The organism is Sphaerisporangium album (genome assembly GCF_003323745.1).
Lineage (GTDB): Bacteria > Actinomycetota > Actinomycetes > Streptosporangiales > Streptosporangiaceae > Sphaerisporangium > Sphaerisporangium album.
Map to the genome: position 1 here is coordinate 19,997 of NZ_QOIL01000020.1, position 15,486 is coordinate 35,482.

Below are 15,486 nucleotides of genomic sequence, written 5' to 3' on the forward strand. Positions count from 1 at the left end.
CCAGACGGCGGAAAAGCTCGGACTGCTGGCCCCCGACCCCGATGATCCTTTCGGTTTCCCGCGGATTGACGATGACTACGCCGAAGAGTTGTTCGAACAGCTCTGCGGCATATCGCGCTACGGCAACGCGAAGATGGTGGTGCCCGCTCTCAAACAGCATTTCCGGCACGACCGCATCAAGTTCTTCGTGACCTCGTCGATCGGGTTCTACCTGGACAACGAGAAGGGCGCGTTCGATCCGGACGACCCGCAGAACCTGGTGCCCACCGCGTGGTCGGCCGCCGGCGAGTCCGGCACCGCGACCTCGCCCGGCAGCGGCTTTCAGATCCGCGGCCCGGTCCATCCGATCAACGTGATGGAGCCGATGGTCTGGCTCGGCCGGCGGATCTCCGCCGAGCGCCCTGAGGGGAAGGCGGGAGGGTGAGCCGCGAGGTGAAGGTCACCGCCGAGTGGGCGCTGTGGGGGAAGCGTCCCGGCACCGACGACGATTACAGCGTGCTGGACTGCAGCCGGGGGCCGTTCACCCGCGAGGACTTCCAGGAGATCCTCACCAAGTGGTCGCCCGGCACCCTGCCGAACCTGCCCCAGGTGACGATCAGCTGGGTGTACGGGCGCGGCGACGTGCCGTACGTCGGCCTGGCCGTCCAGTCGTGGTCGGGCGAGCGCGACGGCTTCGGGCGGCCGATCGCCGTCACCGGCTACTTCTGCGTGCCCTACGCCCAGCTGGCCGCAGGGCCGGTCTCCTACCAGGCGCTGTACGAGGTCCTCGCCGCCCACCGCCTGCCGGTGGACGGGCCGCTCATCGTGAGCGTCCCGGCGTCGGAGCCGCACCGCCTCGCGGACACCGCCGACGACACGGCCATGGCGGCGGCCGCGCTCCTGCTCGCCGACGCGCAGGTCTGCGTGACCGGTGGCGGCCACCTGCCCATGACCGAGCGCCTGCGGTATCTGGACACGGTGGCCGCGCTGCTCCCCTACGGCCTCCGGACCCGGTTGACCGCATCCACGTGGACCGACAGCTCGGCGACGCACCAGATCAAGCTCTCCTTCGCCAAGCGCCCGCGCGAAGGGGCCTCCACCCTGACCCTGGGCGGTGGGGCGGAGGGATTCAGCACCTGGTCCGACGTCTCCCGCTATTTCTACGACGTGCTGACCCGCCGGGCCCCCGGCGAGCTGGCCGAGGCCTTCGCCCAGGCGACCGACCCGCTGACGTTCAAGGAGGCGCCGAGGCAGGCGCTGGCCGCGCTGGGCGACTCCGGGCACAGGCCCGTCCACGGCTCCTCGCCGCTGCCCGTCTTCTACAGCGGCCTGAACCGCTGCGGCGAGCTTCTGGAACAGGGGGAGTACGCCGAGCTCGACGACCAGGTGGCGGAGCTGGCACGGTTGCTGCGCTCCCAGGCGCCGAGCGCGCACGAACGCGAGCACTACCGTGACATCGTCGAGTCGCGGCTGCTGCCCCGGCTGGACGCCGTCCCCCGGGCCGGCCTCAGGGACGCGGTCTACGACCTGGCCCTGCCTCTCGGGTACGGCCGGCTTCTGACGATCAACATCATGGAGCGGGTCCTGTCGATCACCGGAGGGGGACCTCCGGTGTACACGGCCATGGCGCGCATGAAGACGATGGAGCCGCAGGCCGCGCTGCTGCTGGCCATGCGCGTCCAGGATCCCGACAGGTCGCGTCTCCTCGCGGCGATACAGACGCCCGATCTCGTCAGGTTCGCCGCCGCCGAGGCGTGCGACCCGCCGGTCGTCCGGTTCATCCATGCCGAGCTGGTCGGCCGCGGCGGCGAGGGCGGCGACGACCCCGAGATCGCGCCCGCGCTGAGCGCGCACGCCTACCTCGCTCCCGCGATCGCGAGGCTGCACCGCGACGACCACGCGGCCCAGAGCGCCGCGCTCCGGGCGCTGCTCGTGGCCGCCTACGGGCCGTCCCTCGACCACGCCCAGGTCCAGGAGGTCCTCGGCAGCGTGCTGCCCCCGGAGTGGCGGCCGGTGGTCTCGGCCGCCACCTCGCTGTACGGACATGCGGCGCCGGCCCGGGAACACGCCGCGCCGGACGCGCGGAACTGGCCGAACTCCCCCGGATCACCCCCCGGCGCGATGCTGGAGGCGCTCTCCGGCGGCCCGTCCACGCGGCGGTACGAGAGGGACGAGGCCCGCCATCCGTGGTGGCGCCGCGTCTCCCTGTCCAACGGGATCTTGTTCGTCTGGTTCACGCTGGTGATCACCCTCTGCGTCATCGGTGTGTCCATGCTCGTGGGCTTCCTGAACCGCTAGCCCTCGCGACCGATGAGGACGGCCGATGGTACGAATCACCGCCGAGTGGGCGCTGTGGGGGAAACGTGCGGGAACCGCGGACGGCGACGACGTCCTGGCGTGCAGCGACGGGCAGTTCGACCGGGAGGACTTCGGCGAGATCATCGCCCGGTACACCCCCGGCGCCCCCGCCAACCTGCCCCGCGTGACGATCAGCTGGGTCAACGGGCACGGCGACACCCCCCACGTCGGCATGGCGGTCCAGGAGTGGTCCGCCGAGCGTGACGGCATGGGCCGCGACATCGCCCTCACGCGGTACTTCTGCCTGCCCTACGCCCAGCTCGCCCGGGGCCCGGTGGCCTACGAGGCGCTCTACCGGGCGCTCGGCCACCGCACGCCGCCGGCCGCGGGCCTGCTGACCGCGGACGTGGCGGCGCTGGACGTGGAGGAGGCCACCGGCCGGGCCGACCAGACCGCCATGGGCGCGGCGGCGCTGCTGCTCACCGGGGACCCGGTGTGCGTGGTGAACGCCGAGGGCGTGCCCATGCCGGCGCGGCTGCGTTTCCTCGACACGGTGGCGGCCCTGCTCCCCTACGGCCTCAGGAGCAGGCTCACGCTCTCGACGTGGACCGACAGCGCCTCACGCCACCGCATCAAGCTGTCGTTCGCCCGGCACGCCCCCGAGGGCGCGCACGTGATCGGGTGGGGGGAGCCCGCACGGGTCGCCCAAGCGCCGGAGACCGTCCGGCGCTACCACGACCTGCTGGCCGACCATCCCCGCCTCGGCGACCTGGTCGCGCGGTTCGCCCGCGACACCGCACCGCGGTCGCTGAGGTCACCGGACATCGCCGAGCTCGACGACCCGCCCTCGGGCGGTGGGTCCGGATCCGCTCCGCCGCAGACCCTGGGCGGGCTCCTGCTCGCCTGCGCCGACGGCATAGACGAGGGGGACACCCGGCGCGTGGCCCGGTGCGTGTCGCGGCTCGGCTCCCTGCCGCGCACCGGGGACGCCGCCGAGCGCGACGTCCTGCGCCAGATCGTCCGCGACCGCCGGATCCTGGTGACGGCGCGGTCCCTGGACCCGGCGTTGGAGGAACGCCTGTACCCGGTGGTGCTGGACCTGGCCTACGGCCCCGAGCCGACCGTGGAGGACTTCGAGGACCTGCGCGGGAACGCCGACCACTGGCTGTCGCCGGGGCTGGCCACGGCCCTGTCCAGGATGGCCGTGACCGATCCGGCGGTCACGCTACGGCTGGCCGCGTACCTGCCGCCCGGCGGGCTCGCGAAGGTCCTCGCTCCTCTGCCGACCGGCGACCTGGTCGCGGCGGCGGTGCGGGAGCCGCTGGACCGGCAGGCGCTGAACGTCATGTGCGCCGAGCTGAGCGTGCGGGGGGACGATCCGGCCGGACGGCCTGCCGTCCACGCGGCGCTGCGCCGCCACGGGTACGCCGTCGCGGCGGTCCACTGGCTGCATCCCGGCGACCCCGAGGGCCAGATCCGCCGGTTCCACGGCCTGCTGGCCGCCGCTCACGGCCCGGTGGTGGAGGCCCGCGTGGTGGCCGAGGACTTCCCCGCACAGCCCGACCCGGCGTACCTGCCGCTGCTGGCCGCGCTGGCGGCGCTGTGCTCGCCGGACGCCCGCAGGGAGCTCACCGAGAGCGTCCTCGCCGGCATGCTGCGGCGGGCCGGCATCAGCGAGGAGACCGTCGGCCGGGCCCTGTCGGGCACGCCGCGGGGAGGCGAAGAGGCGCCCGCCGCCCCCGCGGGCAACGGCCGCCGCTTCGGCCTGCTCGATCGCCGCCGCTCCCAGGCGTGACCTGGCGTCCGCCGCCGCGGGACGAGCCGAACGGGGCACTTCTTCCGGGTCAGTATCACATCGGCCATTGATCCGATGTGGGGGCGAGCGTATGTTCCTCCCAAGTTCCGTAATTCGAGTACGCCTCATGTTCTGGGGGTCCTCAACATGCACGCTCGTCTCCGGCGGACGATCACGGCGGCCTCGGCGCTGGCGATCATCGCGCTGGCATCCCCCGTCGTGCCCGTGTCGGCGGCCGTCTACACCGCCGACGACTACTGCCTCGGCCAATGCGCGGACGTCCTGCCCCCCGGTGAGAACGGCAACGCCACGCTGGTCGAGATCCTCGCCAACCAGGCGTTCGGCACCATGCCGAGCCACAGCGGCGACCAGCTCGGCAAGTACGCCGGCCTCATCGGCGGGTACACCGGGCTGACCGACGACCAGATCGCGAGGTTCTTCAACGACTCCTCCTTCGGCGTGCCCGCCGGGCAGGTGGAGAGCACGGTCAGCCCGCGGCCGGACGTGACCATCGTCCGGGACAAGGCGACCGGCGTCCCCCACATCACCGGCACCACCCGCGAGGGAACGATGTTCGGCGCCGGGTACGCGGGCGCGCAGGACCGGCTCTGGCTCATGGACCTGATGCGGCACGTCGGCCGGGGCGAGCTGACGCCGTTCGCGGGCGGCGCGCCGGGCAACCGCGCGCTGGAACAGAGCGTCTGGCGCAACTCGCCCTACACCGAGGCCGACCTTCAGCGGCAGATCACCCGGCTCAGGGACTCCGGCCCGCGCGGCGCCCAGCTGTACGCCGACGTCGAGAACTACATCGCCGGGATCAACGCCTACATCGGCCACTGCATGGCGAACCGCGACTGCCCCGGCGAGTACGTGCTCACCGGCCACCTCGACGCGATCACCAACGCGGGCGGTCCGCAGGCCTTCACCATGACCGACCTGATCGCGGTCTCCGGGGTGATCGGCGGGCTGTTCGGCGGGGGCGGCGGGGCGGAGATGCAGTCCGCGCTGGCCCGCGTCGCCGCGCGCGCCCGGTACGGAACCGCGGCCGGCGACCAGGCGTGGGCGGCATTCCGCTCGCAGAACGACCCCGAGGCGACGCTGACCCTGCACAACGGCCAGAGCTTCCCCTCCGGCGGCGCGCCGCCCGGCGCCACCGGCGTCGTGCTCCCGGACGCCGCCACCACCGCGCCCGTCGACGTCACCGAGAACGAGTCGGGCTCGGCCACGGCCCCCGTCCCGGCCGCCGCCCGCGCCAAGGGCGTGCTGGACGGGCTCACCGTGGACAACTCCCACCCCGGCATGTCCAACGCCGTGGTCGTGTCGGCCGCCGAGTCCGCCACCGGGCACCCCATCGCCGTGTTCGGCCCGCAGACCGGCTACTTCGCCCCGCAGCTCGTCATGCTCCAAGAGCTGACCGGGCCCGGCATCAAGGCGCGCGGCGCCGCGTTCGCCGGGCTCAACCTGTACGTGCTGCTCGGCCGGGGCACCGACTACGCCTGGAGCGCGACCTCCAGCGGGCAGGACATCACCGACACCTACGCCCTGGAGCTCTGCGAGCCCGGCGGCGGCCCGGCGACCACGTCGTCCGACCACTACATGTACCGCGGCGCCTGCACGGCCATGGAGACGCTGAAGAAGACCAACGCGTGGAAGCCCAACACCGCCGACTCCACCGCCGCGGGCTCCTACGACCTGGTGATCAAGCGGACCAAGTACGGCCTGGTGACCTGGCGCGGCACCGTGAACGGCAGGCCCACCGCCTTCGCCACGCTGCGCTCGACCTACCAGCACGAGGCCGACTCCGCCGTCGGGTTCCAGATGTTCAACGAGCCCGCCCAGATGGGCGACGCCGCGGCCTTCACGAACTCGGCGTCCAAGATCGGCTTCGCGTTCAACTGGTTCTTCGTGAACTCCTCCGACGCGGCGTACTACATGTCCGGCAACACCCCGGTCAGGCCGGCGGTCTCCGACCCGAACCTGCCGATGACCGCGGACGCCGCGCACGAGTGGGCGGGATTCGACCCGGCCACCAACACCGCCACCTACACCGCGCCCGCCACCCATCCCCAGACGGCGAGCCAGGACTACCTGGTGAGCTGGAACAACAAGCAGGCCAAGGACTACGGCGCCGCCGACGGCAACTTCAGCTTCGGCACCGTCCACCGGGTGGACCTTCTGGACGTCCCGGTCAAGGCCGCGCTCGCCGGGGCCGGCAAGCTCGACCGGGCCGGCACCGTGAAGATCATGGCCGACGCCGCCGTGACCGACCTGCGCGGCAAGGAGGTCCTCCCGCACCTGCTGCGCGTGCTCAACAGCTCGCCGGTGACCGACCCGGCGCTCTCCTCCGCGGTGTCCAGGCTGTCGGCGTGGGCCTCCGCCGGCGCCAGGCGGCTGGAGACCACGCCCGGGAGCAAGGTCTACGCGCACGCCGACGCCATCCGGGCCTTCGACGCCTGGTGGCCCAGGCTCGTCCAGGCCGAGTTCAAGCCCGGCCTCGGCGACGCGCTGTACCAGTCGCTGGTCAACGCGCTGCAGGTCAACGAGTCGCCGTCCGGGCACCAGCAGGGCGACGTCTCCAGCTTCCCCACCTCGGCCAACGAGGCACAGACCCACAAGGGGTCGGCGTTCCAGTACGGCTGGTGGGGTTACGTCAGCAAGGACGTCAGGGCCGTGCTCGGCGACCCGGTGGCCGGGCCGCTGCCCCAGAAGTACTGCGGCGGCGGCACGGTCGCGGGCTGTCGCACCGTGCTGCTGAACAGCCTGTCTGCGGCGCTCGCCGAACCCGCCGCCACGACCTACCCGGCCGACGACGCGTGCGCGGCGGGCGACCAGTGGTGCGCGGACGCCGTCCGGCACTCGCCGCTCGGCGGGATCAAGCAGTCGCTGATCTCCTGGCAGAACCGGCCGACCTACCAGCAGGTCGTCTCGTTCCCCGCCCACCGGGGCGACGCGATCGCCAACCTGGCGGCCGGAGGGAGCGCCAAGGCGTCCAGCACGCAGGTGATCCCCTACTATCCGGCCCGCGACGCCGTGGACGGCGACCCGACGACCCGCTGGGCGAGCGCCTCCAGCGACGACCAGTACCTGCAGGTCGACCTCGGCTCCGCCAAGACCGTGGCCCGGGTCGTGCTGCGGTGGGAGGCCGCCTACGGGGCGGCGTACGCGGTCCAGACCTCGGCCGACGGGTCGTCCTGGACCACCGTCGCCTCCACCACCACCGGCGACGGCGGCGTGGACAACGTCACCTTCGCCCCGGCGACGGCCCGCTACGTCCGCATGAAGGGCGTCACGCGCGGCACGACGTACGGGTACTCGCTGTACGAGATGGAGGTGTACCCACGCTGACGGCGCCATGACAGAAGGGGGTGGCGGATCCTCCCGCCACCCCCTCGGCCGCCCCCATGGCGGCGGTGGATCCGTCAGGCGCCGCGGAGCCGGGCCCCGGTGCGCTCGGACGCCAGGGCCACGGCCGCGTCGCGGGCCGCGGTGGTCTCCTCGACGGTCAGCGTGCGGTCGGCGGCGCGGAAGCGCAGGGTGTAGGCCAGGGACTTGTTGCCCTCGCCGGCCTGCGCGCCGGTGTAGACGTCGAACAGCCGGATCGACTCCAGCAGCTCGCCCGCCCCCTCCCTCAGCGCCGCCTCGACGTCGGCGACCCGCACGTCCGCCGGGACGATGAGCGCGACGTCCTGGGTGGCGACCGGGTACGCCGACACCGGCACCGCCTGCACGGGGCCGGGCAGCGCGTCCTCAAGGACGCTGAGCTCCAGCTCCATGGCGCAGGTGCGCGGCGGCAGGCCATAGGCCTCGACCACGCGCGGGTGCAGCTCGCCGGCGTGGCCGACCAGCGTCTCGCCGAGGTGCAGGGCGGCGCACCGGCCGGGGTGCCAGGGCGCGTGGCGGTCGGCGCTGATCGACAGCTCGACGCCGGCCTCGCGGGCCACCGTGCGGGCCGCCTCGACGGCGTCCGCCCAGGAGGCCTGGCGGCCCTGCCCCCACCAGCCGGACCGGTCCCGCTCGCCGGCCAGCACGACGGCGAGCCGCAGCGGCTGCCGGGGAAGGGCCGCGGTGATCGTCGCCAGTTCCTCCTCGGCCGGCCTGCGTTCGACACCCAGCACCGGCGCCTTCTCGGGGGCGCCGGGCTCGGGACGGTAGACCAGGCCCGTCTCGAACAGCGCGACGTCGCCGAAGCCGCGGCCGACGTTGCGGACCAGGGTCTTGAGCAGCCCCGGCAGCAGCGTGGTGCGCATCAGCGGCTCGTCCTCGCTGAGCGGGTTGGCCAGGCGGGTCGCCCGGCGCCGCGCGTCGTCGGCCGCGAGCTGCAGGTCGTCCAGGTCGCGCACGCCCAGGAACGGGTAGGCCAGCGTCTCGACGTACCCCGCCGCGGCGAGCGCGCGGCCCACACGGCGGCGCAGGCGCTGCGCCTCGGTCAAACCGGCGCCCGCGGGAGCGGCGGGCAGCACCGAGGGCAGCTTCTCGTAGCCCTCCAGCCGGATGACCTCCTCGGCGAGGTCGTTGGGGTCGGTCAGGTCAGGACGCCACGACGGCGGCGTCACCGTCAGCAGCCCCACGGCCCCGCTCGGCCCGTCCAGGACGTCGGCCGGGTAGGACGCGCCCTCGGAGCCCTCCCGCCCGTCGGCGTCGACCGGGCCGGTGACCGTGCAGCCGACCTGCTCCAGGCGGCGCACCACCGTCTCACGGCCGTAGGTCACGCCCGCGACCCGGTCGGGATGGTCGGCCGGGATGGTGATCGTCGCGGGCTCGACGTCGATCGAGACGTCGGTGACCCCGGCGTCCGCCGCGCCTCCGCCGAACGCGACCAGCAGCTGCACCGCGCGCCACGAGGCGTACAGCGGCAGCTCGCGGTCGACGCCGCGCTCGAAGCGGCGCGACGCCTCGCTGATCAGGTTGTGGCGGCGGGACATGCGGGCGACGCCGCTGGCCGAGAAGTGGGCGGCCTCGATCACCAGGTCGCTCGACGCGTCGGAGATCTCCGTCTCCAGGCCGCCCATCGTGCCGGCCATCGAGATCGCCCCGGACTCGTCGGTGATGAGGATGTCCTCGGGGTTGAGCTCGCGCACGACGTGGTCGAGCGTCTCCAGCGTCTCGCCCGGCTCGGCCCTGCGCACGGTGATCGGGCCGGTCAGGCGGGAGCGGTCGAAGGCGTGCAGCGGCTGGCCGAGCTCCAGCATGACGTAGTTGGTGACGTCGACGGCCAGCGAGACCGGACGCATGCCCGCGCGCACCAGGCGCACCTGCATCCACATCGGCGTCTCGGCGGAGGGGTCGAACCCCGAGACCGCGCGTAGCACGAACCGGTCGCACGCCGAGGGGTCGGCGATGGAGGCCGGGTGGGACTCCTCGGTGAAGGCGGGCGGCTCGACGTCGGCCGGGTCGCGCCAGGGCACGCCGAAGGCGGCGGCGGCCTCCCGGGCCACGCCCCGGATCGACAGGGCGTACCCCCGGTCCGGGGTGACCTCCAGCTCGATGACGTCGTCACGCAGGCCGAGCAGCTCGACCACGTCGGCGCCGAGGTGGGTGCCCGCGGGCAGGATCAGGATGCCGTCGTGGTCGTCGCCGACGCCCAGCTCGCGGGCCGAGCAGATCATGCCGTCGGACACGTGGCCGTAGGTCTTGCGGGAGCCGACCTCGAACCCGCCCGGCAGCACGGCGCCGGGCAGCGCCACCGCGACCCGGTCGCCGACCGCGAAGTTGGTGGCGCCGCAGATCACCCAGCGCGGCGCGGCCTCGCCGACCTCCACCGAGCAGTAGCGGATCGGCTTCTTGAAGCCGGTGAGCTCCTCGATGGACAGCACCTCGCCGACCACGACGTTCTTGATGTCGTAGCCGACCGATTCGATCGACTCAAGCTTGAGGCCCGCCGCGGTCAGCTTGTCGGCGACCTCGTGGGCGGTGACGGCGGGCAGGTCGACGTACTCCCGCAGCCAGGAAAGCGGGAACCTCATCAGACCTCCATACCGAACGGGAGCGTGAAGCGCACGTCTCCCTCGACCATGTCACGCATGTCCTCGGCGTTGTTGCGGAACATCAACGTCCGCTCGACGCCCATTCCGAAGGCGAAACCGCTGTACCGCCCGGGGTCGACGCCGCAGGCGACCAGCACGCGCGGGTTGACCATGCCGCAGCCGCCCCATTCGATCCAGCCCTCGGACTTGCAGGTGCGGCACGGCGGGTTGCCCGGGACGGCAGAGGCGCCGCGGCAGACGAAGCAGCGCAGGTCCATCTCGGCCGACGGCTCGGTGAAGGGGAAGTAGTTCGGCCGGAACCGCGTGTCGATGCCCTTGCCGAACATGACCTCGGCGAACCGGTCGAGCGTGCCCTTCAGGTGGGCCATCGTCAGGCCCTCGTCGACCGCCAGGCCCTCGACCTGGTGGAACACCGGCGTGTGCGTGGCGTCGAGCTCGTCGGTGCGGAAGACCTTGCCCGGCGAGACGACGTACACCGGCAGCTCGCGCGACAGCAGCGCGCGGATCTGCACCGGCGAGGTCTGGGTGCGCAGGACCATGCCCGAGTCGACGGAGCCGACGAAGAACGTGTCGTGCTCGGAGCGGGCCGGGTGGTCGGGCGCGATGTTGAGGGCGTCGAAGTTGAACCACTCGCCCTCCAGCTCCGGCCCCTCGGCGACCTCGTAGCCCATCGCCACGAACGCGTCGGCGATGCGCTCCTGCAGCGTGGTGAGCGGGTGCCTGGCCCCCCTCGGCGCGCGGTCCCACGGCAGGGTGACGTCGACGGTCTCCTCGACCAGGACGCGTTCGTCGCGCTCGGCCGTCAGCACCGCCTGGCGCGCGGCCAGCGCCTCGCCGATGGCCTTGCGGGCTCCGCCGATGCGCTTGCCCGCCTCGGCCCGGGCCTGGGGCGGCAGCGCGCCGATCTCGCGGTTGGCGAGGGCGATCGGCGACCGGTCGCCGGAGTGCGCCAGGCGCACCTGCTTCAGTTCGTCGAGGTCGGCCGCCGCGTTGATCGCGGCGATGGCTTCGGCCTCCATGCGCGCCACCTCGTCGGCGTGCAACGGCGTCACCTCGACCGGGTCATAGGTGTTCGACAAGAGTGAGCTCCGTATCCAGGGCTTGAGCGGGCACGAGTCTAGTCCGTCCAGGGCGGCGGACCTGCCGGGCGCCGGGCGGCTGCGGAAAACCCGCCCGCGCTCCCCGTAGGCATCCGGGCGCGGCGGCGGCCGGCCGGTGAATCACGGCGTGGTCAGGCCCACCGGCCGCTCCTCGCGACGCCTCAGGCGAAGTCGGGAGTGCCGGCGGGCATGGTAAATCGGAACTCCGCGCCGCCGCCGGGCGCCCGCTGCACGGTGATCGTGCCGCCGTGGGCCTCGACCAGGCCCTTGACGATGAAGAGGCCGAGGCCGGTGCCGCCGCGGCGCCGGCCGTTGCCCCGCCAGAACTGGCGGAAGACGCGCGAGGCCAGCTCGGGTGCGACACCCTCACCCTGGTCACGCACGGACACGGCCACTCCCCACTCGACAGGCTCCACCACTATCGTCACCGTACCGCGTCCGTGACGCACCGCGTTTTCCAGCAAGTTGCCGAGGACCTGGTCGATCTTGTCCTGGTCGAGCCACATCTCGGGAAGATCGCCGAGCACCTCCAGCCGGAAGCGGTCCTCGGGCTCGCCCGCGGCCACACGGCCTTCGATGATCTTACGGGCGCGGGCCGGCACGTCGACGACCTGGCGGTGGACCTGCAGCCGGCCCGACTCGATGCGCGAGACGTCGAGAAGCTCGGTGATCAACCGGGTGACGCGGTCGGCGTCGGCGTTGACCGTCTCCAGCATCACGCGCTTCTGGTCGTCGGTGAAACGGCCCCACTTGGCCAGCAGCGTGGCGGTGAAGCCCTTGACGCTGGTCAGCGGGGACCGCAGCTCGTGGGCGACGGTGGAGACCAGGTCGGCCCGGCTGCGCTCCAGGCGCGCGCGGGCCGCGGCGCCGCGCAGCGTGATCACGACGCGGACTACGTCGCCGCTTCGCGCGGGGCTGCGGACGAACCGCGCCGAGACCAGCAGCTCGTGGCGGCCGGGCAGGTAGAGCGAGCACTCGGGCTGGCGGCTGCGGATGCGCAGGCCGCCGTAGGCGTCGAGCCACTTCCACCAGTCGCGGCCGTCGTTGTCGCGAAAGGGCAGGACGTCGGGCAGGTGGCCTCCGACGACGGCCTCGCGGTCGGCGCCGGTGAGCCGGCAGGCGGCCTGGTTGAAGGCGATCACCCGGCCGCGCTCGTCGGCCACGACGACGCCGTCGGGGAGGTCGTCGACCTCGATCAGGCATGCGGCATCGGCACTCTGCCGGTGGGTTGGTCCGCCGCGCACAATCGCCTCCTCGACCCTACAGGGCCGACAATAGCGGGTTTCCCGTGCCCGACGGCAGCCCTACGCCCGCCATCAGACACGCCTCCATGCCCGATCGGACTGGCCGTACACCTCCCCGCGCCGGGCGCGAGGGCCCGTACGCCCGGGGTGCGGGCCGCGCGCGTCACGGCATCCCGGCGGAGCGCTGCGCCCGCGCCGAGGCGTACAGGCAGACCGCCGCCGCCGTCGCCAGGTTGAGGCTCTCGGCGTGGCCGTAGATGGGCACGCGGACGACCTCGTCGGCGAGGGCGAGGATCTCCTCGGGCAGGCCCCACGCCTCGTTGCCGAAGATCCACGCGGTGGGGCCGGCGAGGTCGACGTCGTCGAGCGTCCGCGTGCCGGCGCCGTCGGCGGCGAGGACCCGCAGGCCCGTGTCCTTCAGGTGGCGCACCGTCTCGGCCACGGGCGCGGAGGTGACCACGGGCAGGTGGAACAGGCTGCCGGCGCTCGCGCGGACGCACTTGCCGTTGTAGGGGTCCACGGAGGCGTCGGTGAACACGACGGCGTCCGCCCCGGCCGCGTCCGCCGTCCGCAGCACCGTGCCGGCGTTTCCGGGATCGCGCACGTGGGCCAGCACCGCGACCAGGGACGCGCCGCCGGTGACCGCCTCGGCCAGCGGCACGTGGACGAACCGGCACACGGCGAGCAGTCCCTGCGGCGTCACCGTCTGGGCCAGCTCGGCCATGACCTCGCCGCTGGCGCCGTGCACCGGCACACCCGCCACGCGGGCGGCGGCGACGATCTCGGCGTGCCGGGTCTCGGCGTCCGCGGTGGTGAACAGCTCGACCGTGACGCCGGGCAGGGCCAGGGCCTCCCTGACGGCCTGCGGGCCCTCGGCCAGGAACGCGCGGTCGCGGTCCCTGAAGGCGCGCTTGGTCAGGCGCTTGGCGGCCTTGACCCGCGGCGACTTGATGTTGGTCAGCTCCGACCCCGCCAATGTGCCCCCCTGGACAGCGGGTGCGCGCACGGCGCGGTCACGCCGGCGGCCCCGGGAAAAGCGAACGACCCGCTCCCGGAGAGAACGAGTCGTTCACGTGAGTACGTACGTACGGAGGATCAGCCGGCGACCGGCGCGTTCACGTCCGCGGGCAGCGCCTTCCTGGCGGCCTCGGCCAGCGCCGCGAAGGCCTGGGAGTCGTTCACGGCGAGGTCGGCGAGGATCTTGCGGTCCACCTCGATGCCGGCGGCCTTCAGGCCCTGGATGAACCGGTTGTAGGTGATGCCGTTCGCGCGCGCGGCCGCGTTGATGCGCTGGATCCACAGGCGCCGGAAGGTGCCCTTCTTGTCCTTGCGGTCGCGGTAGGCATAGGTCAGCGAGTGGAGCATCTGCTCCTTCGCCTTGCGGTACAGCCGCGACCGCTGACCCCGGTAACCACTCGCCCGCTCGAGGACGACGCGGCGCTTCTTCTTGGCGTTGAGCGCCCGCTTTACGCGTGCCATTGTTCTATCTCCCCGGGGGTTCGGTTACTTGCCGAGCAGCTTCTTGATCTTCTTGGTGTCGGCATCGGACATGACGACCTCAGGCGCGAGACGGCGCGTCCGCGTGGACGGCTTGTGCTCGTTGTAGTGGGCACGATTCGCACGGCGGCGAATGACCTTGCCCGTCCCGCTGAGACGGAACCGCTTCTTCGCACCGCTGTGCGTCTTCATCTTCGGCATGACAGCCGTATCTCCCTCGTCGTTCGTCCGTGCCGATGTCCCGGGTCAAGCTACCTCAGTCAGGAGTCGCCTCCCGTGAGGACCTGACCCGGTCTCGGTGTGTACTCGCGTCCCGCCGAATCGTCAGGCGGGTCGCGTCACTGGCGCGGCTCGGACGCCTGCGCCATGTCCGGCTCGAGGCTCTCGCCCACGTCGCCGGACTCGCCGCCCTTGGCGCGGGCCGCGGCCCGCTCCGCCTTGGCTTCGGCCTTCTTCTTGTGAGGCCCGATCACCATGATCATGTTTCGGCCGTCCTGCTTGGGCTGCGACTCGACGAAACCGAGCTCGGTGACGTCCTCCGCCAGCCTCTGCAGGAGCCGGAAGCCCAGTTCGGGGCGCGACTGCTCGCGTCCGCGGAACATGATGGTGACCTTGACCTTGTCCCCCGCTTTGAGGAACCGCACGACGTGACCCTTCTTGGTCTCGTAGTCGTGCGGATCGATCTTCGGCCGGAGCTTGATCTCCTTGATGATCGTGTGCGCCTGGTTGCGGCGCGCCTCGCGTGCCTTCATGGCGGACTCGTACTTGAACTTGCCGTAGTCCATGAGCTTGCACACGGGCGGGCGAGCCGTGGCCGCGACCTCGACCAGGTCGAGATCGGACTCCTGGGCCAGCTTCAGGGCGTCGCCGATCGAGACGATGCCGACCTGCTCGCCATTCGGCCCCACGAGACGGACCTCGGGCACGCGAATACGCTCGTTGATGCGGGGCTCAGTGCTGATGGGACCTCCTAGGTACCTGGCATTTGTCCGCTGATTGCTCGACCGTGCCGGGACGCCTCGCGTGGAACGCGAAAAGCCCCGCACGTCGCGCATGCGGGGCCACCAGAACCCATCGGCCGCCTGGCCGCGAGCTCCCCGGAATTCTCCGGTGTGATCCTTGGACCCATCGGCCTTTCGGCCGATCAGGTGGGAGGAAGACCTCCGCTTGCGCGTCCAGCAGTCATGCCGGACCGATCAAGCAGTTACATTACCACAACACCACGTGCCCGCAGAATCATCCCCTCCCGCCATCACGCGAAGTGATTTCACGAACACGGCGCGCGCTCGGCCGATAACATCGACCGCGTCGATCTGGACGCACCAGTGGAGGTCGCATATGGGCCAGTGGCAGTTGCAGGAAGTGAAACAGAAGCTCGGCGAGGTGATCCGGCGAGCCCACGACGAGGGACCGCAGGTGATCACCCGGCACGGTGAGGAGGTCGCCGTCGTCATCGACATCGCCGAGTACCGGCGTCTGAAGTACGGCGCCCCCGACTTCAAGGAGTTCCTGAGATCCGCACCGGACCTGAGCCTGCTGGAGATACACCGCGCGAAGGAGCCCATCGTCCCGGTAGAGCTGGTCTAGCC

11 protein-coding genes and 1 pseudogene are annotated in these 15,486 nt (G+C 72.2%); 5 read left to right on the top strand and 7 right to left on the bottom strand.

The window, feature by feature from the left end; translation table 11 throughout:
• The 4 genes and pseudogenes from DQ384_RS43230 to DQ384_RS29735 all read left to right on the top strand — a co-directional run.
• Positions 1 to 424: pseudogene (locus tag DQ384_RS43230) on the top strand (hypothetical protein); the annotation flags it as partial.
• The gene (locus DQ384_RS29725) at positions 421 to 2,277 is read left to right on the top strand and encodes a hypothetical protein (RefSeq protein ID WP_114032197.1); all 1,857 of its coding nucleotides are present in this window, start codon (positions 421 to 423) and stop codon (positions 2,275 to 2,277) included. The pseudogene DQ384_RS43230 and the gene DQ384_RS29725, both read left to right, overlap by 4 nt.
• 25 nt (positions 2,278 to 2,302) lie before the next feature.
• Entirely contained in the window at positions 2,303 to 4,072 is a 1,770-nt protein-coding gene (locus tag DQ384_RS29730) for a hypothetical protein (protein WP_114032198.1), read from the top strand.
• Positions 4,073 to 4,219: 147 nt separating this feature from the next.
• Entirely contained in the window at positions 4,220 to 7,417 is a 3,198-nt protein-coding gene (locus DQ384_RS29735) for a penicillin acylase family protein (protein WP_114032199.1), read from the top strand.
• Positions 7,418 to 7,491: 74 nt separating this feature from the next.
• On the opposite strand, the gene DQ384_RS29740 is transcribed toward DQ384_RS29735, so the two are convergent.
• From DQ384_RS29740 to infC, 7 genes are all read right to left on the bottom strand, one after another.
• Entirely contained in the window at positions 7,492 to 10,035 is a 2,544-nt protein-coding gene (locus DQ384_RS29740) for a phenylalanine--tRNA ligase subunit beta (protein WP_114032200.1), read from the bottom strand.
• Positions 10,035 to 11,075 carry a phenylalanine--tRNA ligase subunit alpha gene (gene pheS, locus DQ384_RS29745; RefSeq protein WP_245966893.1) on the bottom strand — a complete coding sequence of 347 codons (1,041 nt, stop codon included), beginning with the start codon at positions 11,073 to 11,075 and terminating at the stop codon, positions 10,035 to 10,037. The genes DQ384_RS29740 and pheS overlap by 1 nt, the downstream gene beginning before the upstream one ends.
• 242 nt (positions 11,076 to 11,317) lie before the next feature.
• Positions 11,318 to 12,400, bottom strand: a complete 1,083-nt coding sequence (locus DQ384_RS29750; protein ID WP_220183216.1) for a sensor histidine kinase — start codon at positions 12,398 to 12,400, stop codon at positions 11,318 to 11,320.
• A 163-nt stretch (positions 12,401 to 12,563) separates the two neighbouring features.
• Complete coding sequence (locus tag DQ384_RS29755) at positions 12,564 to 13,376, bottom strand: TrmH family RNA methyltransferase (RefSeq protein ID WP_114032203.1); 813 nt, start codon at positions 13,374 to 13,376, stop codon at positions 12,564 to 12,566.
• A gap of 119 nt (positions 13,377 to 13,495) precedes the next feature.
• Positions 13,496 to 13,879: a 50S ribosomal protein L20 gene (rplT, locus tag DQ384_RS29760; RefSeq protein WP_114032204.1), complete on the bottom strand. Its 384-nt coding sequence runs from the start codon at positions 13,877 to 13,879 to the stop codon at positions 13,496 to 13,498.
• A gap of 24 nt (positions 13,880 to 13,903) precedes the next feature.
• On the bottom strand, positions 13,904 to 14,098 hold the full coding sequence (gene rpmI / locus DQ384_RS29765) for a 50S ribosomal protein L35 (protein ID WP_114032205.1): 195 nt from the start codon (positions 14,096 to 14,098) through the stop codon (positions 13,904 to 13,906).
• A gap of 137 nt (positions 14,099 to 14,235) precedes the next feature.
• On the bottom strand, positions 14,236 to 14,859 hold the full coding sequence (gene infC / locus DQ384_RS29770) for a translation initiation factor IF-3 (protein WP_114032306.1): 624 nt from the start codon (positions 14,857 to 14,859) through the stop codon (positions 14,236 to 14,238).
• Between the two features lie 376 nt (positions 14,860 to 15,235).
• Here infC and DQ384_RS29775 point away from each other — a divergent pair, with 376 nt between their 5' ends.
• Positions 15,236 to 15,484, top strand: a complete 249-nt coding sequence (locus DQ384_RS29775) for a type II toxin-antitoxin system Phd/YefM family antitoxin (RefSeq protein ID WP_181871492.1) — start codon at positions 15,236 to 15,238, stop codon at positions 15,482 to 15,484.
• Positions 15,485 to 15,486: the final 2 nt, after the last annotated feature.

Coding starts and splice junctions, on each gene's coding strand:
- rpmI (WP_114032205.1), bottom strand. CDS start 14,098: ATGCCGAAGATGAAGACGCACAGCGGTGCGAAGAAGCGGTTCCGTCTC.
- DQ384_RS29775 (WP_181871492.1), top strand. CDS start 15,236: ATGGGCCAGTGGCAGTTGCAGGAAGTGAAACAGAAGCTCGGCGAGGTG.
- DQ384_RS29730 (WP_114032198.1), top strand. CDS start 2,303: ATGGTACGAATCACCGCCGAGTGGGCGCTGTGGGGGAAACGTGCGGGA.
- DQ384_RS29735 (WP_114032199.1), top strand. CDS start 4,220: ATGCACGCTCGTCTCCGGCGGACGATCACGGCGGCCTCGGCGCTGGCG.
- rplT (WP_114032204.1), bottom strand. CDS start 13,879: ATGGCACGCGTAAAGCGGGCGCTCAACGCCAAGAAGAAGCGCCGCGTC.
- DQ384_RS29740 (WP_114032200.1), bottom strand. CDS start 10,035: ATGAGGTTCCCGCTTTCCTGGCTGCGGGAGTACGTCGACCTGCCCGCC.
- pheS (WP_245966893.1), bottom strand. CDS start 11,075: ATGGAGGCCGAAGCCATCGCCGCGATCAACGCGGCGGCCGACCTCGAC.